Annotated in this window: 24 protein-coding genes; 9 read left to right on the top strand and 15 right to left on the bottom strand. The window is 36.1% G+C overall.

What is annotated here, in order from left to right; genetic code table 11:
* Positions 1-2: 2 nt before the first annotated feature.
* The 6 genes from hemF to AACP56_RS07455 all read left to right on the top strand — a co-directional run bounded on the left by hemF (position 3) and on the right by AACP56_RS07455 (position 5,722).
* Positions 3-905 (top strand): oxygen-dependent coproporphyrinogen oxidase, encoded by a 903-nt coding sequence (gene hemF / locus AACP56_RS07480; protein WP_339335844.1) that lies wholly within the window; start codon positions 3-5, stop codon positions 903-905.
* A 16-nt stretch (positions 906-921) separates the two neighbouring features.
* Positions 922-1,710, top strand: a complete 789-nt coding sequence (locus AACP56_RS07475) for a PhzF family phenazine biosynthesis protein (protein WP_339335846.1) — start codon at positions 922-924, stop codon at positions 1,708-1,710.
* A 3-nt stretch (positions 1,711-1,713) separates the two neighbouring features.
* Positions 1,714-2,703 (top strand): porphobilinogen synthase, encoded by a 990-nt coding sequence (gene hemB, locus AACP56_RS07470; RefSeq protein ID WP_339335848.1) that lies wholly within the window; start codon positions 1,714-1,716, stop codon positions 2,701-2,703.
* Between the two features lie 107 nt (positions 2,704-2,810).
* Positions 2,811-4,073: a serine hydrolase domain-containing protein gene (locus AACP56_RS07465; RefSeq protein WP_339335850.1), complete on the top strand. Its 1,263-nt coding sequence runs from the start codon at positions 2,811-2,813 to the stop codon at positions 4,071-4,073.
* A 57-nt stretch (positions 4,074-4,130) separates the two neighbouring features.
* On the top strand, positions 4,131-5,252 hold the full coding sequence (locus tag AACP56_RS07460) for a hemolysin family protein (protein ID WP_339335852.1): 1,122 nt from the start codon (positions 4,131-4,133) through the stop codon (positions 5,250-5,252).
* Positions 5,252-5,722, top strand: coding sequence for a methylated-DNA--[protein]-cysteine S-methyltransferase (locus AACP56_RS07455; protein ID WP_339335854.1), 471 nt, complete (start codon positions 5,252-5,254; stop codon positions 5,720-5,722). Before AACP56_RS07460 ends, AACP56_RS07455 begins: the two co-directional genes overlap by 1 nt.
* Here the strand turns inward: AACP56_RS07455 and AACP56_RS07450 are convergent.
* Positions 5,719-6,492 carry a hypothetical protein gene (locus AACP56_RS07450; protein ID WP_339335856.1) on the bottom strand — a complete coding sequence of 258 codons (774 nt, stop codon included), beginning with the start codon at positions 6,490-6,492 and terminating at the stop codon, positions 5,719-5,721. The genes AACP56_RS07455 and AACP56_RS07450 overlap by 4 nt on opposite strands.
* A 180-nt stretch (positions 6,493-6,672) precedes the next feature.
* On the opposite strand from AACP56_RS07450, the gene AACP56_RS07445 reads away from it, so the two are divergent.
* Together AACP56_RS07445 and AACP56_RS07440 are read left to right on the top strand one after the other, a co-directional pair.
* A complete protein-coding gene (locus AACP56_RS07445) occupies positions 6,673-7,386 on the top strand; it encodes a 3'-5' exonuclease (protein ID WP_339335858.1) in 714 nt (237 codons plus the stop codon).
* Positions 7,383-7,745, top strand: a complete 363-nt coding sequence (locus tag AACP56_RS07440) for a glyoxalase/bleomycin resistance/extradiol dioxygenase family protein (RefSeq protein ID WP_339335860.1) — start codon at positions 7,383-7,385, stop codon at positions 7,743-7,745. Before AACP56_RS07445 ends, AACP56_RS07440 begins: the two co-directional genes overlap by 4 nt.
* On the opposite strand, the gene AACP56_RS07435 is transcribed toward AACP56_RS07440, so the two are convergent.
* The 3 genes from AACP56_RS07435 to AACP56_RS07425 form a co-directional block, all read right to left on the bottom strand.
* Positions 7,742-9,937 (bottom strand): S8 family serine peptidase, encoded by a 2,196-nt coding sequence (locus AACP56_RS07435; RefSeq protein WP_339335862.1) that lies wholly within the window; start codon positions 9,935-9,937, stop codon positions 7,742-7,744. The genes AACP56_RS07440 and AACP56_RS07435 overlap by 4 nt on opposite strands.
* Before the next feature lie 142 nt (positions 9,938-10,079).
* Positions 10,080-11,033 carry an endonuclease/exonuclease/phosphatase family protein gene (locus tag AACP56_RS07430; protein ID WP_339335864.1) on the bottom strand — a complete coding sequence of 318 codons (954 nt, stop codon included), beginning with the start codon at positions 11,031-11,033 and terminating at the stop codon, positions 10,080-10,082.
* A gap of 25 nt (positions 11,034-11,058) precedes the next feature.
* Positions 11,059-11,829, bottom strand: coding sequence for a TMEM175 family protein (locus AACP56_RS07425; protein ID WP_339335866.1), 771 nt, complete (start codon positions 11,827-11,829; stop codon positions 11,059-11,061).
* Positions 11,830-11,933: 104 nt separating this feature from the next.
* Here AACP56_RS07425 and hflX point away from each other — a divergent pair, with 104 nt between their 5' ends.
* Positions 11,934-13,145, top strand: coding sequence for a GTPase HflX (gene hflX, locus AACP56_RS07420; protein WP_339335868.1), 1,212 nt, complete (start codon positions 11,934-11,936; stop codon positions 13,143-13,145).
* Between the two features lie 270 nt (positions 13,146-13,415).
* Here hflX and AACP56_RS07415 read toward each other — a convergent pair whose 3' ends face one another.
* The 11 genes from AACP56_RS07415 to AACP56_RS07365 form a co-directional block, all read right to left on the bottom strand.
* Positions 13,416-14,354: a DUF3078 domain-containing protein gene (locus AACP56_RS07415; protein WP_339335870.1), complete on the bottom strand. Its 939-nt coding sequence runs from the start codon at positions 14,352-14,354 to the stop codon at positions 13,416-13,418.
* A 66-nt stretch (positions 14,355-14,420) separates the two neighbouring features.
* Complete coding sequence (locus tag AACP56_RS07410; RefSeq protein ID WP_339335872.1) at positions 14,421-14,927, bottom strand: DUF2480 family protein; 507 nt, start codon at positions 14,925-14,927, stop codon at positions 14,421-14,423.
* Between the two features lies 1 nt (position 14,928).
* On the bottom strand, positions 14,929-15,258 hold the full coding sequence (locus tag AACP56_RS07405; protein ID WP_339335874.1) for an iron-sulfur cluster assembly protein: 330 nt from the start codon (positions 15,256-15,258) through the stop codon (positions 14,929-14,931).
* A gap of 1 nt (position 15,259) precedes the next feature.
* A complete protein-coding gene (locus AACP56_RS07400; protein WP_339335876.1) occupies positions 15,260-15,682 on the bottom strand; it encodes a SufE family protein in 423 nt (140 codons plus the stop codon).
* A gap of 70 nt (positions 15,683-15,752) precedes the next feature.
* A complete protein-coding gene (locus AACP56_RS07395; protein WP_339335878.1) occupies positions 15,753-16,982 on the bottom strand; it encodes an aminotransferase class V-fold PLP-dependent enzyme in 1,230 nt (409 codons plus the stop codon).
* Between the two features lie 29 nt (positions 16,983-17,011).
* On the bottom strand, positions 17,012-18,328 hold the full coding sequence (gene sufD / locus AACP56_RS07390; protein ID WP_339335880.1) for a Fe-S cluster assembly protein SufD: 1,317 nt from the start codon (positions 18,326-18,328) through the stop codon (positions 17,012-17,014).
* Between the two features lies 1 nt (position 18,329).
* Positions 18,330-19,082, bottom strand: a complete 753-nt coding sequence (gene sufC, locus AACP56_RS07385) for a Fe-S cluster assembly ATPase SufC (RefSeq protein WP_339335882.1) — start codon at positions 19,080-19,082, stop codon at positions 18,330-18,332.
* A 6-nt stretch (positions 19,083-19,088) separates the two neighbouring features.
* Entirely contained in the window at positions 19,089-19,961 is an 873-nt protein-coding gene (locus tag AACP56_RS07380) for an N-acyl homoserine lactonase family protein (protein ID WP_339335884.1), read from the bottom strand.
* A 55-nt stretch (positions 19,962-20,016) separates the two neighbouring features.
* On the bottom strand, positions 20,017-21,462 hold the full coding sequence (sufB, locus tag AACP56_RS07375) for a Fe-S cluster assembly protein SufB (RefSeq protein ID WP_339335886.1): 1,446 nt from the start codon (positions 21,460-21,462) through the stop codon (positions 20,017-20,019).
* Positions 21,463-21,476: 14 nt separating this feature from the next.
* Positions 21,477-21,806 carry a HesB/IscA family protein gene (locus AACP56_RS07370; protein ID WP_339335888.1) on the bottom strand — a complete coding sequence of 110 codons (330 nt, stop codon included), beginning with the start codon at positions 21,804-21,806 and terminating at the stop codon, positions 21,477-21,479.
* Between the two features lie 122 nt (positions 21,807-21,928).
* Positions 21,929-23,260, bottom strand: a complete 1,332-nt coding sequence (locus AACP56_RS07365) for a hypothetical protein (protein ID WP_339335890.1) — start codon at positions 23,258-23,260, stop codon at positions 21,929-21,931.
* Positions 23,261-23,264 lie beyond the last annotated feature (4 nt).

Genomic DNA, 23,264 nt, shown 5'->3' with positions numbered 1-23,264 from the left:
AAATGAAAGATAAGTTTTACAACTATATTTCAAGCCTCCAAGACACTATTACCCAGTCTCTAGAAAATATTGATGGTAAAGCAACTTTTAAAGAAGATATTTGGAAGAGGCCTGAAGGTGGGGGTGGAAGAACACGAGTTATTGAAAATGGAGCAGTTTTTGAAAAAGGCGGTGTTAATATTTCTGCTGTTCATGGAGAGCTACCCCAAAGCATGCAAAATTATTTTGGAGTAAAGGATGCGGATTTCTTTGCATGTGGTTTAAGCTTGGTACTACATCCTAAGAACCCCATGGTCCCAACTGTTCATGCAAATTGGCGCTATTTTGAAATGTATGATAAATCTGGAAAAATTGTGGACCAGTGGTTTGGTGGTGGACAAGATTTAACCCCGTATTATCTATTTGTTGAGGATGCCATTCATTTTCATTCGGTTTGCAAAGCTGCGTGTGATAAACACCATCCAGAATATTACGGTAGATATAAAAAGAAATGTGATGAATACTTTTGGAACGCTCATCGCAACGAAGCAAGAGGCATAGGTGGATTGTTCTTTGATTATTGTAAACCAACAGATGAAACTAGCATCGAAGCGTGGTACAATTTTGTTACCGAGGTAGGAGATAGTTTTTTGGAGAGCTATATCCCAATTGTTTCAAAGCGTAAAGAAATAGCTTTCACAAAAGAGCAGAGAGATTGGCAAGAAGTTAGAAGAGGGCGCTATGTAGAATTTAATCTGGTACACGACAAAGGCACCTTATTTGGCTTAAGAACCAATGGGCGCATAGAAAGTATCTTAATGAGCTTACCCCCCCATGTACAATGGAAATATGATTACAAGCCTGAAAAAGAAAGTGAGGAAGAAAAATTAGTGAATATTCTAAAAAGCCCAAAAAATTGGGTTTAATCCTTAGCTTTAGTGTATGAAATTAAAAATCTTTCAGATAGATGCTTTTACTGACCATGTTTTTGGTGGTAATCCTGCAGCTGTTTGTATTCTTGATAATTGGTTAGACCCTACATTGATGCAAAAAATTGCCGCGGAAAACAATCTGGCAGAAACTGCATTCATTGTTCAAAAAAACGCTACATATGAATTGCGCTGGTTTACCCCTGAGACCGAAGTAGACCTCTGCGGGCATGCAACTTTGGCATCTGCGTATGCCCTTTATAACTATCATGGTCATCTAGAAAATACCATTCGTTTTTATTCTCCAAGAAGTGGTGAGCTTCTAGTCCAAAAAGCAAATGATAATTATTTGGTAATGGATTTTCCTTCAGACCAAATTGTTGCAATTCAAGGAAGTACAGAAATCAATAAAGCTATAGGTTTAACACCTGAACGAACTATAAAAGGCAAAACAGATTACCTTTTAATATACAATTCACAGCAAGAAATAGAAGAAATTACACCAGATTTTAGGTTATTGGACAAATTGGACTGCCGTGGTGTAATAGTTTCCGCTCCAGGAGACGAGGTTGATTTTGTTTCACGATTTTTCGCTCCTCAATGTGGAATTCCAGAAGACCCAGTGACCGGTTCCGCGCATACGACGATGACTCCTTATTGGTCCAAAGTTTTTGGAAGAACAGAAATGACCGCAAAACAACTTTCTAAAAGAGGTGGGGATTTGGTTTGTGAATTTTTAGGTGAACGCGTAAAAATTGCTGGAAAAGCAGTTCCATATCTAATCGGAGAAATAGAAATTTAAATTATGTATCCACTTATACGAAATAGAAGATTACGAACTTCGGAAGCAATTCGCCATCTAGTTAGAGAAACAATCATTACTCCAAATGACTTCTTAGTGCCACTTTTTGTGGTAGAAGGAAAAGGCATTAAGGAAGAAATAGAGTCTATGCCCAACTATTTCCGTTTAAGTATTGACAATTTGGAAAAAGAAGTGAAGGATTTATGGGGAATAGGACTATGTGCTGTGCTTCTTTTTGTAAAAGTAGATGACAAACTAAAAGACAATAAAGGTACTGAAGCCCTAAATCCAGATGGTTTAATGCAACGCGCCGTGAAAACGATAAAAAATGTATGTCCAGAAATGCTGGTTATGACGGACGTTGCTCTTGATCCTTTTTCTTCTTACGGTCACGATGGTATTGTCGCAGAAGGTCGAATTTTAAACGATGAGACGAGTGAGGTTTTAGCAGAAATGAGTGTTTCCCATGCCAATGCCGGAGCAGATTTTGTCGCACCAAGTGATATGATGGACGGTCGTATCCTCACCATCCGCGAAGCTTTGGAAGATGAAGGTTTTCAGGATACGGGAATCATGAGTTATTCTGCTAAATATGCAAGTGCTTTTTATGGTCCATTTAGAGATGCTTTAGATTCTGCTCCAGTTAATATTAAAAATGTGCCAAAGGATAAAAAAACCTATCAAATGGATTCTGCGAATAGGTTTGAAGCCATAAAAGAAGTGCAGCAAGATATCGATGAAGGTGCAGATATTGTTATGGTAAAACCTGGGTTATGTTATTTGGATATTGTCCGTGAGGTAAAAAATGAGATTGATGTTCCTGTAGCAGTGTACCAAGTTTCAGGAGAATATGCCATGGTAAAAGCTGCAACTGAAAAAGGATGGTTAGACCATGACGCCGTGATGATGGAACAACTTTTAGCCATTAAAAGAGCTGGAGCAAATATTATAGCAAGCTATTTTGCTAAGGACGCTGTAAAACTTATGGGATAACCACAAAGAATAATAAGTTACTTACTAATTGTCTCCCTGAACATGGTCGAAGGGTTGCCTAAGACTTTATACGTATCTTAGAATAGTTGAACAACTATTCCATTTAATTGAAAACACTTACTAGACTATTTATCCTCTTTGGTTTATTTACCAGCCTAGATTGCTGGTCGCAATACATATTCAATGATAGCGTGCTGAATAAAAAAGTGGATTCTATAATGGCGTTTGCCATTGAAAATGAAGCTTTCCCCGGAGCACAAGTTTTAGTATCCCATAAAGACAGTGTGGTTTTTCACAGAACCTATGGTCATCATACGTATCAGAAAAAAGTAGCTGTAGCAAAAACAGACATTTACGATTTAGCATCTGTTACCAAAATTATTGGTCCGTTACCCGCTTTAATGAAATTGGTGGACCAAGGAAAAATAAATCTTGATGTTCCTTTTAGCACCTACTGGAATCCTTGGAAAAAGAAAAAGGATAAACAAGAACTAACTTTAAGAGAAATTTTGAGTCATCAGGCTGGTTTGGTTCCATATATCGTCTTTTTAAAAAAAGTAATGAAAAACGAAAAGTTTAAAACCCGCTTCATAAAAAAGACATCAAATAAAAGATTTAACCAACAGGCTTACAATGGGATTTATGTGAAAAACAGGTTTAGAAATAAGGTTTATAGAATCATAAATCGCTCAAAAGTATCAGATGAAAAAAAATATAAATATTCCGGTTTAGCTTTTTTATTGTTCCCAGAAATCATCTCCAATATTTCAGGGAAACCCTATGAGGAATTCCTTCAAAACGAATTTTACGCCCCCATGGGTTGCAATACGCTTGGGTTTAATCCATTGAAAAGACAGTTTGCAAATACCATAGTCCCGACCGAAATTGACACGCTATTCCGAAAAAGCCTGGTAAAAGGCTACGTTCATGATGAAAACGCCTCACTATTTGGTGGCGTTTCGGGTAATGCAGGTCTTTTTGGCACCGCAGATGACCTCAGCAAAATGATGGCGATGTATCAAAACTATGGAAAGCTCAATGGAAAAAGGTATATATCTGAAAAAACGGTAAAAGAGTTTACAAAAGCACATTATAAATCTAATGAAAATAGAAGGGGTCTTGGTTTTGACAAACCGTTATTAGGAAATGATTCGCTAATGATTTCACAAGCGTATCCATCTCCAAAAGCAAGCCCTAAAAGCTTTGGACATTCAGGATTTACAGGGACTTTTGTGTGGGCTGACCCTGAAAACCAATTGGTATTTATTTTTCTTTCTAACCGGGTCTATCCAGATAGAGGTCATAGAAATCTATATGAACTTAATGTAAGGGTGGCGCTTCAAGATTTATTTTATAATGTCATTAAATAAATTTAGACCTTTGTTTAATAACGAATCATTACTTTAGTATCAACTCTAGATATCATTATGGGTTTACTCATTTTTTACGCTTTAATTTCGATTTTCTTTTCGTTTCTATGTTCTATTCTGGAAGCTGTTCTTTTAAGTATTACTCCTACATTTTTAAACGTAAAAAAACAAGAGGGTAAATCGTATGCTTCCGAATTGGAAAATCTAAAAAAGGATGTGGACAAACCCTTAATTGCAATCCTTACCCTTAATACAATTGCTCATACCGTCGGAGCAATTTTAGTGGGTGTACAAGCAAAAGTTGCCTATGTAGAATTATATGGTACTACTACGCGCTCCGTTTTTGGAATCGAATTTACCGAGGATTTAATGGTCGGTGTTGTTTCCACTGTTATGACAATTTTAATATTGGTAGCGTCCGAAATAATCCCAAAGACCATTGGCGCCACGTATTGGAAGCAACTATCCAATTTTACTGCAAAGGCCTTAAAAGTAATGGTCTTTTTTATGAAATGGACAGGTTTGCTTTGGGTTTTACAACTGTTCACTAAGTTGATAGGTAAAAAAGGAGGTCATGGTAGTATCCTGAGTCGGGAAGATTTTACTGCAATGACAGACATTGCTGAAGAAGAAGGAGTGTTTCAAGAATCCGAATCTAAAGTAATTAGAAATCTTTTGACTTTTAGTGAGATACAGGCCAAAGATGTAATGACTCCCCGTACGGTTATGAAAATTGCATCCGAAGACACCACTATTCAGCAGTTTTTTGAGGCAAATCGTCCTTTACGATTTTCAAGAATCCCAGTATTTAAAGATAGAGCGGACAATATCACTGGATTCTTCTTGAAAGATGAACTACTCGAAGCAATCATTAATAAAAAAGGCAACGAAACCTTGTCGACCATCAAACGTGAAATTTTGGTCACCAATAGAATTAAGCCAATTCCTGAGCTGTTTGATAAATTTGTGGAGAAAAACGAACATGTTTCGTTGGTAGTAGATGAATATGGATCGGTAAGTGGGTTGGTAACCATGGAAGACGTTATTGAAACGCTTCTGGGGCTTGAAATTATGGATGAGAGTGATAATGTAGAAGATCTTCAAGTCTTAGCTCGTAAGAATTGGGAGTCTCGTGCCAAACGGCTAGGTATTATAGAAGGTTCTAATGAAGTAGAGTAATGGAAACAGCCTATTTACAAACTCCTATTGGTTATGCAGCGCTACAAGGTGACGAAAATGGATTAGCATCCATTACTGTTTTTGATGGAGAAAAACCTGTAGATATTACACCAGAGGTTTTGGAAGACGCTGTTTACCAGTTTACAGAGTATTTTGAAGGAAACCGCAAGGTGTTTGATTTAAAACTAAATCCAGAAGGAACCGATTTTCAGAAAAGGGTTTGGGATGCTCTTTTGAAAATTCCGTATGGAAAGACAATGTCGTATCTGGAACTTTCCAAAAAGCTTGGTGATGTTAAAGCCATACGTGCAGTAGCAGCAGCAAACGGTAAAAACCCCTTATGGATTGTTGTTCCTTGCCACCGGGTCATTGGAAGTAACGGGGATTTAACAGGTTATGCAGGTGGACTTCATCGTAAAAAATGGTTGCTGGAGCATGAAAGTCCCGTAAAACAGCAAACCCTGTTTTAATTACACTCTATTTCACTTAATGCTGTTTCTGCTGTAGCTTGAGCTAACGAGTAATCTTCAGTAAAAAGAATAAATTTATCAATTGCATGTCCAGAGGAACGGGCTGACACCTCCATATTGTAGATTCCTGCAGTATCAAATGTTACAAAAATATCATGACCATCATTGTCAGACGTCTTTGATTGCCACTTAAACCCCAAGTTGTTTCCACTTCGATATATTTTAAACCAACCATCCTTACTACTTCCATTTGGGTTTGGAGTTTTTCCTGAACCTGAAGGATAAACAATACTATTATTCTTTTGCCCAAAAAAATCATTCGCATCATTAAAACGAAGCCATGTATCATTATGTTCTGTTCCCTCATCACCAATAGTTACAGCAGAATTCCATAAAAATTGATAGGTGCCGGGGGTTTCAATTTCAATTTTAAATATTGTTAGACCCTCTCCTGGGTTTTGGAGGTTTTGGTCTCCAGTCCATACCATAAATCCCTGTCCTGAAAAGTCTGGTTCGTTATCTTTTTGTTCCCAATCTCCAGAAAACGCTGCTTTCTCAAATTCAACAACTATAAGCCCTTCCTTTTCTTTGAATATAAAGTCTTCGGGGTTAGTACATGATGTAATTTCTTCATTAGTAGAATCATCGACAACATTAGTGTCTTCAAAGGAACTACTCTCCGAAGAACATGAAACTAAAAAAATACAGATGGCTAATGCAATGTAGCTCAAGTTTTTGAGCAACAATCGGCTTGAATTTGGGGTTTTCATATCGATAGTGGCTTTAAAATGTTTAATCTATAAGTGGTTGTAAGTAACACTTTAAATCAAAAAGAATATAGATAATTATAAAACGTAGCAAAATAGTTCTTATTTTATCTATGTATTTAGATACGCAATTAAATGTGAGAGTTTATTTGAATTTCAGCGTGTTTTACTACTTTAATACCTATGCTTTATAAAATAAATTTAGAGAACATCCTTTTTTTAGATATTGAAACTGTTCCCGAAAGCTCCAGTTTTAAAGAATTGTCTGAAGAAAAAAGATTGTTATGGGAACAAAAATCCAAATACCAAAGAAAAGAAGAGTTCACACCAGAGGAGTTTTATGACAGAGCTGGAATTTGGGCGGAATTTGGTAAGATTATTTGTATCTCCGTTGGTTATTTTGTGGATAAGGGTGCAGAAAGAAATTTTAGGGTTACCTCTTTTCATGGCGATGAGATAAAACTCCTAAATGATTTTAAAAATCTGTTGTCTGAACACTTTAACCAAGCCAAACATTTGCTTTGCGGACATAATGGAAAAGAATTTGATTTTCCTTATATCGCTAGGAGAATGCTCATAAATGGAATTAAACTTCCTTATAAATTGGATTTATTTGGAAAAAAACCATGGGAAATTCCTCATTTGGACACTATGGAGCTATGGAAATTTGGTGATTATAAACACTTTACCTCTTTAAAATTAATGGCCAATGTGTTGGGGATTCCTTCACCTAAAGACGATATGGATGGGAGTATGGTAAGAGACGTTTATTACAATGAAAATAATCTGGATAGAATAGTAATTTACTGTGAATTGGATGTGGTGACTACTGCCCAAGTGTTCTTGCGGCTACGTGGAGAGGAATTACTTAATGATACCCAAATAAAAAAAGTATGAAAACTGAATTCCTTCATATGACCCCTGTTCTTTCATCTCAAAATATAAAGCGCGATGTGGAATGGCATAAAAATTATACTGGCTTTGAACTTGTTTTTGCAGATGATATGTATGCCGGTTTAAAACGAGAGAATTTGTTTATTCACTTACAATGGCATGCTGATACAGAGGAAGATCCTTTGTTAGGTGGTTCTGTCATCAAGATTTTTGTCAAAAACATTCAACCCATTTTTAAAGAATTCATAGGAAGAGGTACTGTAAAAGAAGATAAACTTCGTTTAAATACCCCTTGGGGGACCCATGAATTTGGATTTTATGACTTAAACAACAATGCCGTTTTTATCGTGGAAGATGTTTAGCTTTTAAAAAACTTGGTGCTTTTTACTCCTGAATAATCTTGTACTGTGATAATATAAAGTCCAGATTTTAAAGTTGAAACGTTTATTGCTTCTACAGCTTTCCCTCTCTTGACAACATTTCCTGAAGAGGACGAAATCATATATGTTGCATCTTTGGAAACTTCTGCTGCAATGGCAATTTCAGAAACCGCAGGATTTGGGTAAACCGCAATAGCTAAGTCATCTCGAAAAATCGTAGCAGGAACTTCTTCAATTTTAGTATTTGTACCATTAAATACAAATTCTATTGTTTCGCTAAATTCTGAACTCATGTTTTCAGAACAAATAGAACGTAGACGTACTTCATAGGTTTTCCCCATCTGTATATCAGACATTGTAATTGCACTGTTCCATGTTAACTCCGTTTCCCAATTAGAGCTTGCAGCTTCTTTAAATTGCACTTCATACAAGGTTTCTTCTACTGCACCCCATGAAAATGATGCGCTATTTTCGTCAGCTTCATTCAAATCTATGTTTGTTGGAGCTATTAATTGACACTCTGTTAGTGCAATACCAGAAACTATCAAAGAAAAATCTTGTGCCCCATTTTCCAAAGCTCCTTTGTGCCTAACTGTAATGGTATACTCTCCTTCAGCATCATAAATATCAACCCTTTCAAAAGGATCTACATTATTATCTCCTTTGGTCGCATTCATACTTGCTGTAGAAGCATTCATTTTCCATGGAAAATATGAGCCTCCATTCTTAGTTATTCTAATATCCAAATCATTAACCAAGGCAGCTGTAGGGTTGTTTAAATCTCCACTGTTTATATGTTTCCCTTCAGGATCTGTCCAAGAGATTGAAGCCATTAAAGGTTCTGTTCTGTTTGCTTTTACGGTAATGCTATAAGTTTGTCCGTGTTCTAGAGTTTCTTCCGAGATAATGGTTGCATATTCTCTGTTTTTTAAAACTTCAGCTGCTTTTTTTGCGTTCATTACGCCCCAGCCCATTTTATAATCAGGACCAGGTTCTTGGACATCATCAGCAGTATGCAAGGCAAGTCCTTTTAATGTCGCTGCTTTCATATATGACCCAAAAAGTTCTCCATGAAACTCTTGTAACAATAAAAGAGAGCCTGTTACTCCTGGAGCCGCCATGGAAGTGCCCATGGAGCTATTGTAACTTTGATTGTTATGGGAGTATGTAGTATAGACTGAAGTTCCATCACCCGCTAAATCTGGTTTAATTCGGCTATCATCAATAGGTCCAAAACTACTATAGTCGGACACTAAAGCTTCTTTTAGTTCGCCTTCATTGTTAATTTTTACATCAGCTCCAGCAATCACCAAACCGTTTTTTGAAGTATTAAACCCTAATAACAAGTCAAATCCATCCTTGGTTTTACCATAACAAGGAGTGCTGTTATCATCCATTTTTCTAGAGTTACCTGCAGCGGTAACCATTAAGTAATAAGGAGCATTGTACATAATTTTGTCCCAGTCTTGGGATACCTTTATATAAGAGCCAAAATACCAATCTGGCACACGATTACTTTTTATTCCATAAGAGTGATTGGAAAGTAATAGTCCATTTGCTGCCGCTTGAGCAACTTCAACTTTATCCCTTGTCCAATCATGGCTTAAAGCGGTAGCTTTATAAGCTACCCCTTTTGCTTTTTCTTTTACTCCTGAAGATACAATTGCCCCAGTAACCATGGTTGCATGTGAACCTAGTTCATTCTCATTGGTATCTGCATTGATTACTCTACCATCAAATTCTTGATGTGTTGTCAATGCTACACCAGCATCCCAAACACCAACCTCCATATCCAATCCGTCCAGGCCTAAATCCAAAAGACCATCTTTATGTAGAGTGTTAGCTCTAGATACTTTTCCAGTTGTACTATATGTTGAGTAGAATAAGGGCGTTCCATCCGTTCCAAAATCATTTAATGCTGTAATATTTCCATCATCCAATGTATTAGTTGCCTGAAAATTACTTGACCTAGCCACTCTTGCTATTTTAGCTTTAGAAGTTTTATATTCTTTTTCAAAACTCAAAATCAAAACCTTAAGTTTAGTATTGTCATAGCCAGAAACGATTACTTTTTTTTGGTTTTCTGATTGGGCAGAAAGGATAAATGAACCAAATGTTAGGGCAAAAAAGAAGACTATAATCTTATTTGTAGGGATGAATGTAATATAGTCCATAATTGTAGATTAAGTAAGAATTGGACTACAAATATATTTTCAAACATCATTTTTACCGTCAAAAAACATGATTAATTCGACAAAATGCGTACTTTTTCACTATCAGTTGTTGTGAACTATACGAATAATGTGGTGAAAATTCCTACAAATTATTTTTAAGGACTATATAAACTGGAAAATGATCACTGTATCCTCCTAGATATTTTTTACCCGCAAAAGTGCGAAATGGATTCCCTTTATACTTTCCCTTCCATTCCTTTAAAAAATTTGGGGCATAGATTTCCGCTTTTTTAAAACTATGGGTGCCTTTCTCATAATTTAAAAAACTGTGCGAAATTATAATCTGGTCAAATAGACTCCATTCACCTTTATAATTGGCACTGCCACTTACTGGAGAAAGCATTTTTTGCATAGGATTAATAAATCTACCTGATTCCATAAGAATCTTTATGCTTTCAGAATTGGGATCATCGTTAAAATCTCCCATCAAAATACAATTAGAAACATCAGAATGTGTTGACAATTCCTCTAGCTTTCTTAAAATTGTATTTGCTGCTTCTATCCTTTTGTATGATGTCTCATCTGCTCCATCTCTCCTAGACGGCCAATGGTTAACAAATACATGTATCTCTTCTTCATTTAACTTACCATGCACGTATAAAATATCCCTAGTAAAATCCCTATCTCCATTTCCATTAGAGATTAATAAAGGTATAGTTTCAGCATCAATTACTTTAAAATGCTCTTTATGATAAATCAAGGCGGTGTCTATACCGCGTTCATCTGGCGAATCAAAATGAACATAATGGTAATCTTTATCTTTTAATTCTCCTGTTCTAAGTAGCGTAGCTATTACATCACTATTCTCAACTTCTGCTATACCTATTAGTATAGGCGGGTCGTCTGAATCATCTGTCCCTATTTGAGAAATAGCTTTAGCTATTTTTTTTGATTTTATCCCAAACTTTCTGTCATCCCATCTTTTAAACCCGTCCGGGGTAAAATCATCATCCAAGGTGCCTTTATCATTCTTGGTATCAAAGAAGTTTTCTAGGTTGTAGAACGCAATGGTATACTGCTCTTTTGGATGGGACATATCTTATTCCTTATTTATCTGTATTTTAAGTATCGAACAATTTTCGCATCTTATTGGTTCTATACTTTCTGTGAAATGGTATGGCAAACGGTACTAATAAATATGTAAATCCAGAAATGCTTGCATACTTACCTCCAAAAAAAACTACGATCAACATTGATAATACGGCAATGCACATCAATATCGCATAAGCCTGAATGAAGGTTTTTGTTATGTAGGTTTCACGAGGAGACAGTTCAAGTTCTTTTCTTTTTTTAAATGCATGTAAGTGCATCGCAAATAAAAAAGTATAAATCAAAAAGAGACCCAAACCAAACCGTATAGTTAAATCTGCCCATTGCGAAACATTCAAACTCGCATTCCTCAGCTCATTTAAAACTAACTGTAAAGCCTCAGAATCATCTCCAAAAGACAATTTTATTTTTGCATAAATTGAAGTTCCCAGAAAAGAGAACAAATACTTTAGCGGATAGACATAAAACAGCAGTACAAAAAGAAAAAGGAAGTTTAAAATTTTTGTCTTTCTATCTTGTAATCCATAATGGAGATAAAAATTATGGTGGTTGTCCCAAATACCCAATAAAAGTATGATACAGAAAATAAAACCGATGAAGCTGTACATTGAGGCTTGCAGTTCTATATAAGTGTTAGGTACTTGTGAGGAAATCACCAATAGGGTTATAGCAAAGCCAAATATGGCATCAGTTAAATTTTCAAGTCTTGAGGTTTCCAGACCCCTATATCTAAAACCATCTTTGGAAATCTCTGTCCTTTTTACAAAGAATTTTTTTGCCATTAGTATTGAATTCGCTTGGTAAGAAATGAAAAATACGAAAAAGCTATTACAAACATTGCTTAGCTTTGCACTTTACTCAATAATCAAGACTGTTTATTTTATTTATGTTAGAGAAGAAATCCATAGACTACGAAAAAGCTGTTTTGATAGGGATAATCAATAAATCCCAAAACCAAGAAAAAGTTACGGAGTATTTGGACGAGCTTGAGTTTCTAACTTTCACCGCTGGGGGTGAGGTGAAAAAACGTTTTGTACAACGGATGGATATCCCCAATCCAAAAACACTGATAGGTAGCGGTAAGATGGAACAGGTTCAGGCTTATGTAAAAGAAAACGAAATAGGCTCGGTCATTTTTGATGATGAACTTTCCCCAGCACAGCAACGAAATATTGAAAAGCTTTTACGTTGTAAAATTATAGATCGTACCAGTCTTATTTTGGACATATTTGCCCAACGTGCGCAAACAAGCTATGCACGAACCCAGGTAGAATTGGCACAATACCAGTATTTGCTACCAAGATTAACAGGGCTGTGGACCCACTTAGAGCGACAAAAAGGGGGTATTGGAATGCGTGGTCCAGGAGAAACCGAAATTGAAACGGATAGGCGAATCGTACGTGACAGAATTTCTTTGCTAAAGAAGAAATTGAGCAAAATTGACCGCCAAATGGAAACCCAACGCGGCAACAGGGGGTCTTTGGTAAGAGTGGCACTTATTGGATATACCAATGTTGGCAAATCAACCTTAATGAACGTTATTAGCAAAAGTGATGTGTTTGCCGAAAATAAGCTCTTTGCTACATTGGACACTACAGTAAGAAAAGTAGTTATAGGCAATCTCCCTTTTTTGTTGAGTGATACCGTAGGGTTTATTAGAAAGTTACCAACCCAATTGGTTGAGAGTTTTAAAAGTACTTTGGATGAAGTTAGAGAGGCCGATTTATTATTACATGTGGTAGATATATCGCATCCCAATTTTGAGGAACACATAGCTTCCGTCAACCAAATATTGGATGAAATCAAGAGTGCTGATAAGAAAACTATCATGGTTTTCAATAAGATTGACCAATACACTCCAGAAGTTATAGAAGATGATGATTTGGTAACCGAAAAGACCAGTATCCATTTTACATTGGATGAATGGAAAAAAACTTGGTACAATAAGATTGGGGATAGGGCTCTTTTTATTTCGGCATTGAACAAAGAGAATCTAGATGAATTTAGAAAACGTGTTTATAACGAAGTTAGGGATATTCACGTTACACGTTTTCCCTATAATAATTTTTTATATCCAGAAAATTTAGATGAGTACTAATCGAAATTCTTACAAAAAGAAGTAGTTCACCGATTATTTAAAACACTTCATTTTTTAGACCACGTTTTCCAATTACTTGACAACAATATTTTTTAATTCGAGTTCATAGAACGTAGATTTGAAGTGTTGAATTATTAGTGTTGTTCCCAAATCTTTCACTTATATTCAACCATTAAAAAATTTTAATGCCCCAATTTTTTATACCTACTTAACTAAAAAGCCCCAACAAATGTTGGGGCTTTTTTGATTTATGTATTATCTCTATTCTGTCTAAAATGAATAACTTAAACCCACAGTATAAAAAGATTGTAGCTCGTTATCCAAATCATCAAAAGATGTAGCAGTTGCAGGATCTTGGGCAAGAGCAAAGTTTAATGCTTCTTGTTTATTGTTACGTAATCCAAAATCAAAACCTACTCCGATGCCTTTCCAAAGCGTATATGAGAAATTGTTTGTCCAGGTCCAGTTGTTTAGATTACTACTTTCATAACTTGCAAAAGCAGATAGGTTAGATTTAAAACCTATAGCACCAATCTTGCGCGTGTAGTCTGCAACAATTTTAGCACCTAAAGATGAATTAAAAACCGCATCGTTATCAGCAAACACAAAGTTGTAGTTTAAAGGATGGACTACCACTATTAAATTTTCTATTGGCGTCCAGGTACCACCAATACCTAAATCCAAATAACCAGGGTCATTAAAATTGTTTAACAAAGTAGTTCTATATTCTCCTAAAGCTGAGATTGCAAAGTTTTTACTGATATTTCTACCGTACAAAGAAGTAAGTTGAAAAACATCTGTAAGTGCTTCAAAGTCTTCTGAATCTGTATCGATATCTTTATTGTCTAATTTTACCCAACCAAGGTTAAGGTTTAAGGAATTGTTCCAAAAAAACTTCTCTTGTTTTAAGTTAGCGAAAGCATTTCCTGTAATCCCTATATTACCTGAACTATTGTTTGGTGTACCTTGAGCAAACCAGTTGTTAAAGTTAGACAAGCTACCTCCAATAGTACCAAAAGCACCCGTTCTCCACCCAGGCATACCATCAATTTGAGCTTGAAGCGTATCCACACGACCTTGAATTGGTCCCGTTAAAGCTGCAATAGAATCTTTTTTAGCAGCAATTTGAGCTTCTAGCTCCTCTTTTGTTTGTGCATTTACCAATGCAACCGTAAAAACCATAGCTATGGCCAAAATCGTTTTTTTCATAATGTAGTGTTTATGTTCATTAGAAACGCAAAAGTAAGAATTGTCACAATCTTTTTAGGTAACGACTTACTTTCTCTTAAAAAGTGGAACGGAAGAACAAGCCTCACCGTACATTACACTTTTAGCAACGTCTTGTATTCGAGCTATTGCCATGATATAAGCATTTTGTGGAACTGGCTTATTTGAACATCCTTTAATAATAACTGGCTTGTCCTTAAATTCAGAGACATCTAGATTAGAAATAATAGGCAGATATATTGAAGATTCTAATTCTTCTAGGTTTCCTACAATTATCTTTTTAGCATAAAGACTAAGCCTTGATGAAATAAGCATATAGGCCCAGCCAGGAATAATGGCATCACTAGAGCAGGTTAATGCTACATAGTTATCTTGATATTGCTCCCAATCATGATTTTCAACAAAAGCTCTAAATTCTTTTTCCCTAAGAATCAACTCTTCATAAAGCCAATCCTTTACATCGAACAAAATACGTTTGCCTTCCGGATAAAGCTCTTCTAAATCAAAAGTGACTAATTTGCTCTGGGCAACTCTATTTATTATTTCATCAGCCATATTATAACAAGCCTAACTCTAATTTAGCTTCTTCACTCATTAACTCTTGTGTCCAGGGCGGGTCAAAAGTAATCTCGACCTCAACATCTTTTAATTCATCCAAGGATTTTACTTTTTCTTCTATCTCTACAGGTAAAGATTCTGCAACGGGGCAGTTAGGCGAGGTCAATGTCATCAGAATTTTAGCATCATAATCTTCATTGATAAAGACATCGTAGATTAATCCCAACTCGTATATATCCACTGGAATCTCTGGATCATAAATTGTCTTTAAAACCCTAACTATTTTTTCACCTAGTTCGGCTGTATCTATTGTTGTTTCCTCGTTCATTTTAATTTAATTGTGTTTGGTAAGCAACGGCATACAATTTTAGTTGCTTTATCATACTTACCAATCCGTTAGCCCTTGTTGGCGATAAGTGTTCTTTTAAACCTATTTCATCTATAAAGTCAGTATTGGCATCAATAATCTCTTGAGGTTTTTGATTGCTGAAAGCACGAATAAGTATAGCAATAATTCCTTTGGTAATTATTGCGTCGCTGTCCGCTGTAAAAACCAATTTATCTTTATCCAATTCAGCATGAACCCAAACTTTGCTTTGGCAACCTTTAATGATATTATCATCAGTCTTGTACTGATCGTCTATTAAAGGAAGTGATTTTCCTAAATCTATCATATACTCATAGCGCTGCATCCAATCCTCAAACATGGAAAACTCATCTACGATTTCTTCTTGTATAGCCTGAATATTCATTTATTCCGTTTATGCAAAAATACGATTCAATGGAGTGCTAGTCAAAAGATTGGCAAAATGTTAAGTAGCTCTATAGCAACATGCCTTTTGCACGTTGCACACCGGCAACTAGCACATCTACTTCTTCTTTGGTATTATAAAAACTAAAACTAGCACGTACTGTTCCTGGAATTTGGTAGAAGTCCATAATAGGTTGTGCGCAATGATGACCAGTCCGGACAGCAACACCCAATTTATCCAAAATACTGCCAATGTCATACGGATGCAACCCTTTAATATTAAAGGAAATTACAGAAGTTTTCTCTTTTGCTGTTCCGTAGATTTTTAGTCCGTCTATTTTTAGTAATTCTGATGTGGCATATTCTAAAAGTTCATGCTCATAAGCTGCTATCTCATCAAAACCTATAGAATTCATATAATCCAGTGCAGCTCCGAAAGCGATTCCTCCACAGATGTTTGGCGTACCCGCTTCAAACTTATGGGGTAAATCCGCATAGGTGGTTTTCTCAAAAGTTACCTCGGCAATCATCTCCCCACCACCTTGGTAAGGCGGGAGTTTTTTAAGCCATTCTTCTTTTCCATATAACATTCCCACACCGGTTGGTCCACATACTTTGTGGGCGGAAATGGTATAGAAATCGACATCCAATTTTTGAACATCCGCTACTAAATGTGGAGCAGCTTGGGCACCATCAATCAAAACTGCAGCACCAATTTTGTGTGCTTTTTTTATGATTTCTTCAATTGGATTTATAGTACCTAAAGCATTGGAAATATGGTTACAAAAAACCAGTTTGGTTTTATTGGAAAGTAATTCTGCATACACATCCATTAGCAACTCCCCATCTTGATTCATGGGAATTACTTTTAGCTCTGCTCCAGTTCGCTCGCATAGCATTTGCCATGGCACAATATTGGAATGGTGTTCCATGGCAGAAACCAATATTTCATCTCCTTTTTTAATTAGTGATGAAAAACCATTCGCAACAATATTAATGCTATGGGTCGTACCTGAGGTAAATATAATCTCATGTGATTTTGAAGCATTAAAATGCTTTTGAATCTTTAGACGTGCTTCCTCATATTTATCTGTAGCTTCTTGTGACAAAGCATGTACGCCTCTATGGATATTTGCATTGTAATTCTGGTAATAATCCACAATCACATCTATCACCTGTTGTGGTGTTTGAGATGTTGCAGCATTATCAAGATATACCAAGGATTTTCCGTTGACCTCACGATTAAGGATAGGAAAGTCTTTTCGAATAGTATTTACGTCTAAGGATGTCGTCTTAAGCATGTTTTAGCTTCTTACTTGCTGAAGGGTGTTTATAAATCAAACCCTAAATTGACTCCAAGTTTTTTAGCAATCAATTTATTAATTCTGCCTTTTAATTCAGGAATACGCACACTCTCCAAGACATTATTAGCAAATGCGTACATTAAAAGTGCCCTTGCTTCTTTCTTAGGAATTCCACGAGACTGCAAATAAAACAAGGCATCTTCATCTAACTGACCAATGGTACAACCATGTGAGCATTTTACATCATCCGCAAAAATCTCTAATTGCGGTTTTGTATTTATGGTTGCTTTATCACTTACTAAAATGTTGTTGTTTTGCTGAAATGCATTTGTTTTTTGGGCAATCTTGTCTACGATAATCTTACCATTAAAAACCCCTGTAGAATTCTCACCATAGATTCCCTTGTAATCCTGATGGCTTTCACAGTTAGGTTCAATATGATGCACCAAAGTGTGATGGTCTACATGTTGTTTCTCTCCTAAAATGGTGACCCCTTTCATTGTAGAATCCATGTACTCCCCATTCTGGAAGAAGTTGAGATTATTACGGGTCAGCTTTCCACCAAAAGAAAACGTATGAACACTTACGTTACTTTTACTTTTCTGATTGATATAGGTATTATCTATTAAAGAAGCTGTACCAGCATCGTTTTGAATTTTATAATAGTCTACGATAGCGCTTTCAGCCGCAAAAATCTCCGTTACGGAATTAGTTAGCACTTCATTTGCAGTGAGACTTTGATGACGCTCTATAATTTGTACTTCGGCATTCTCCTCAACAATAACCAGATTTCTAGGTTGTAACATTAAAGAAGCTTCATTACCGGTTGCAAAATTTAAAATCTCAACAGGCTTTTTAGGCATCTTGTTTTTTGGAATATAGATATAAGCACCTTCTCTACTAAATGCAGTATTCAACGTAGTCAAAGATTCATCTTTTGAGGCTACTTTGTTAAAGTATACATCGATGATTTGTTTGTACATAGGCTTTGTCAACGCAGAACTCATTAGACAAATATCTACGCCATCATGCGTTGTTTCAGATAAAAAAGAACTGTAAATACCATCTATAAAAACAATCTTGTAGGTGTCTATCTCATGTAAAAAATAGCGCTTAACATCTTTATATTCCAGAGCATTTTCTTGCTTTGGAAAAATGCTAAAGTCAATCTTTTGAAGATTGTTTAAAGAAGTATATTTCCAAGCCTCTTCTTTTTTACTAGGAAAGCCTTTTGTTTCAAAATTCTTTATTGCTTCTGTACGAATATCATGAACGGGGTGTTCCACGTCCACGTTATCCTCAAAGGCCATAAAAGAAGAAATCAATTTATCTTTTAAATCCATTTTAAACTACAGCTTCGTTCTTAATCCAATCATATCCTTTTTCTTCAAGCTCCATCGCCAATTCCTTTCCTCCCGACTTTACTATTTTACCATTATGTAAAACATGTACAAAATCTGGAACTATATAATCTAAAAGTCTCTGGTAGTGTGTGATTACAATTACCGCATTGTCATTACTTTTTAATTTGTTAACCCCATTGGCAACAATGCGTAAAGCATCAATATCCAAACCAGAATCGGTTTCGTCCAAAATAGCGACTTTTGGCTCTAACATTGCCATTTGAAAAATCTCATTACGCTTTTTCTCCCCTCCTGAAAAACCTTCGTTTAGAGAACGGGATAAAAACTTTCTATCTATTTCCAATAGCTCAGATTTTTCACGAATCATCTTCAACATATCCTTTGCTGGCATATCTTCTAAGCCTCTTGCTTTTCTAGATTCGTTAATTGCCGTTTTCATGAAGTTGGTTACCGAAACACCTGGAATCTCCACAGGATATTGAAACGAAAGAAAGACCCCTTTGTGCGCTCTTTCTTCTGGAGCTACTTCTTCTAAATCTTCTCCATTTAATTCAACAGAACCCTTAGTAACTTCAAATTCTTCTTTACCAGCTATTACAGATGCCAATGTACTTTTACCAGAACCATTTGGTCCCATTATAGCATGCACTTCACCTGCTTTTACTTCTAAGTTTATCCCTCTTAGTATTTCCTTATCCTCTACTTGGGCGTGTAGATTATTAATTTTCAACATCGTCTCTTAATTTAAATATTTTGGTGCCTTTGGCATTTTATCGAAATCCTCTTTTTGGTGCTGTAAATACACTTTAGCATTTTTTTCTTCTGCAAAAGCTTCAAAAGCATCCATACTTTTTAGTGTTTGTTCCACATCAAAATTGAAAATAGGAACTCGTTTGTGTTCTCTATTTTCGTATAAATGATATAAGTCTCCTGTTAACAGGGTTGGACCATTTTCTGCTAAATCTAAATACAAAACTTGATGCCCTGGTGTATGGCCTGGCATTGCTTTTATTAAAACACTACCATCACCAAAAACATCATAATCTCCATCTAATCTTTTAACATTGGTAAGCTCTTTTATTGCTTCATATAATCCGGCATTTTCACCATTCTTTATTTCATCACTGGTAATCATATCATATTCTGCTCCTTGAACTAACCATATAGCATTCTTAAGCATATTGGCATGACCACTGTGATCAAAATGACTATGCGATAATGCGATATAGTCAATGTCTTCAACAGTCATTCCAATACTTTCTAGTTGATTTACAACGGAATCTTTTCTTGAAATAGTAAAAGCTCCACCTGGAGGTGTAATTGGTTCCGGAGATGCAATAAGACCTTCTGGAAGTCCCGCATCCCACATTAAATTTCCTTTTGGATGACTTACCACATAAAAGGGATCTGCAAATTCTTTACTTTGCCCTTGATAAGTAGTATCTTGAGAGAACAGCTCTAAATTATTTACCATTACCGTACCACCACTAAAAGTATATAGCTTTACAGCTGGCTTTTCTGATTTTACAATAGCTTCCTCAGCCTCCTTTTTTATCTCCTTACAGGAAACAAAAGTGATTGCGAGTGCTAAAGTGAATAGTAGTTTCTTCATTTTCTAAATTTTTGTTCTCAATTACACTTCGACAAGCTCAGTGTGACATTTACAATTATCCTACGGAACCTTCTAAGCTTATTTCCAATAGCTTTTGAGCTTCTACAGCAAACTCCATGGGCAACTTGTTTAATACCTCTTTGCTAAAACCATTTACAATTAATGCTATTGCTTTCTCGGTATCAATACCCCTTTGGTTACAATAAAAAATTTGGTCTTCCCCAATTTTACTGGTGGTTGCCTCATGCTCTATTTGAGCCGATTTATTTTTGGCCTCTATGTATGGAAAAGTGTGCGCTCCACATTCGTTCCCCATTAACAAAGAATCACATTGCGAGAAGTTACGGGCATTCTCTGCTCTAGAACCAATTTGAACCAAACCTCTATAGCTATTCTGTGATTTTCCTGCGGAAATACCTTTTGAGATAATGGTACTCTTAGTGTTTTTCCCTAAATGAATCATTTTAGTTCCAGTATCCGCTTGTTGGAAGTTGTTGGTTACCGCAATGGAATAAAACTCTCCAACAGAATTATTTCCTTTCAAAATACAAGAAGGATATTTCCAAGTAACTGCAGAGCCTGTTTCAACCTGTGTCCAAGAAATTTTAGAATTCTTTTCACAAATACCTCTTTTGGTTACGAAATTATAAACTCCTCCTTTACCTTCAGCATTTCCTGGAAACCAATTTTGTACAGTGGAATATTTTATCTCTGCGTCATCCAAAGCAATCAATTCTACCACTGCTGCATGTAATTGATTTTCATCTCGCGATGGTGCCGTGCAACCCTCTAGATAACTTACATAACTACTTTCATCTGCAATTACCAAGGTACGCTCAAACTGCCCCGTGCCTCCTTCGTTAATTCTAAAATAAGTGGACAATTCCATGGGGCATTTTATCCCTTTTGGAATATAGCAGAAAGAACCGTCCGTAAACACAGCTGAATTTAATGCAGCATAAAAATTATCCGTCTTAGGCACAACAGTTCCCATATATTTCTTAACCAATTCTGGATGTTCTTGAATTGCTTCGGAAATAGGCATAAAAATTATTCCCTTTTCAGCTAATGTCTTTTGAAAAGTAGTTGCTACAGAAACGGAATCCACCACAATATCCACGGCAACGTTTTGCAAGCGTTTTTGCTCATCAACCGAAATACCTAGTTTTTTATACATTTCTAACAACTCTGGATCTACATCATCCAAAGTCTTATTTGGGTCTGCTTTTTTTGGAGCTGAATAATAACTTATGGCCTGAAAATCTGGTTTTTCATAACGCACATTTGCCCATTCTGGCTCTTCCATCTTTTCCCAAATACGAAAGGCCTCTAAACGCCACTCCGTCATCCATTCCGGTTCGTTCTTCTTTTTAGAGATAGCCCGAACGATGTCCGCGTTCAATCCTTTGGGGAAAGTATCAGACTCAATATTGGTATAGAAACCATATTCGTACTCTTTGGTCTCTAATTCTTTTTTTAATTCTTCTTCAGTATATGCCATCTTTTAATGTCTCTTTATAATGAAAAACTCTCGCCACAACCACAAGTTCTTTGGGCATTGGGATTATTGAATACAAAGCCTTTTCCGTTTAATCCGCCTGAATATTCCAAAGTAGTACCTACTAGGTATAAGAAGCTTTTTTTATCTACAATAATGCGTACATCGTTGTCTTCAAAAACCTTATCGGTTTCTTCCATTTTATTATCAAAATCCAATTCGTAAGAAAGACCACTACATCCGCCACTTTTTACCCCTACTCGAACATAATCTGTAGTAGCATCAAAACCCTCTTCTGTCATTAGATTAATGACTTTTTGTTTTGCTGTTTCTGATACTTGAATCATAATTAACTAGATTTAATCTAAATAGCATACAAATATAGGCTATAAGTAGGGTTTTTACCTATTTCCTAACATTATAATAACGAATAATTTGATAAGGGTTTTCTATAAGAAAGTGGTCCTGGCTAATTGATTTTAAGAACGACCAAGTCCATGCCTCCATTATGGCCTATTTTGGGAAAGTTACTGCTGGCTGTTTCCCCAACTAATACTATACCACCGTCATTTGCCTCTACAGCATCATAAGCAAAGTCCAAGTCTGTTCCACCAATAGAAAATTCATTTAAAATTTTTCCGTTTTGATCTGTAGTCAGCATCCAAAAATCATTCTCACCTTGGTTTACTGTGGCATCTTTGTCCGAACTTCTGGAATTACCGGAAATTATAAATCCTCCATTGGAAGTTAGACTTACAGAATGTGCTGCATCAAAACTACTACCGCCATAACTATGTTGCCAAATAAGTTCTCCGTCATCATTGATTTTTATAAGCCAAATGTCCGACTCCCCATTATTCTTGGTAACCTGGGTGTCTGAGCTAAACGTATTACCCACCAATACATAATTCCCATCAGCAGTTCTTGTGATGTCATAAGACTGGTCTATTCCAGAACCACCAAAAGAATTTTCCCATTCAAAATTGCCATTCTTATCCACTTTTACTACCCAAAAATCGTAACTCCCTTTGGGGTTGGAAATATCAAAATCATCACTTTCCGAAGCCCCTGAAAGAATGAAACCTCCATCATTTGCATTTATAACTCCAAATGAACGGTCGTTGTTAGACCCGCCAAAAAATTTCCGCCAAAGAATATTACCATCAGCATCTAGTCTAGTTCCCCAAAATTCCCCAACGCCATGTCTTGTCAATCCTGAAGATTTATCGGTACTTCCCTCTCCATTCGAAGAAGTAACATCCAAAAACCCCGAAAAGAACAAACCTCCATCCGGGGTTTCCACAATATCATAGGAGTGGTCATGACCAGAAAAACCAAAGCTTTTCTCCCATAAAATCTCACCAAAAGTATCTAGTCTTAATACCCAATTATCATGAAATCCTTGGTTATTACTGCCATCACCATCATCACTCATGGCATAACCAGTTATAGCGTAACCTCCATCCGCGGTCTGTATTACCTGCTGACCACGATCATCATTACTTCCACCGTAGGTTTTTTGCCATTGGATATTTCCATCCATATCTAGTTTTAGCAACCAATAATCATTTACGCCAAGTGTTTTATTTGATAAATCGCCATCTGTACTGTTGGTAAAACCAAAAACAGCAAACCCTCCATCTGAAGTTTGGATTATCGCCCTTGGGGAATCATCCCCTGAACCACCAAAATTTTTGACCCAGGCAATTTGTTTTACACTTTCTAAGTCTTCTAAGCGATATTTACCTTTTTCACATGCAAAAAATGTGAATAAAATCAGTATGTAAAGAATCTTCTTCATAGCC

The sequence above is a fragment of the Croceitalea sp. MTPC6 genome, from assembly GCF_036985525.1.
In the GTDB taxonomy this organism is placed as follows: domain Bacteria; phylum Bacteroidota; class Bacteroidia; order Flavobacteriales; family Flavobacteriaceae; genus Croceitalea.
This window is presented reverse-complemented; position numbering and strand designations above follow the sequence as displayed.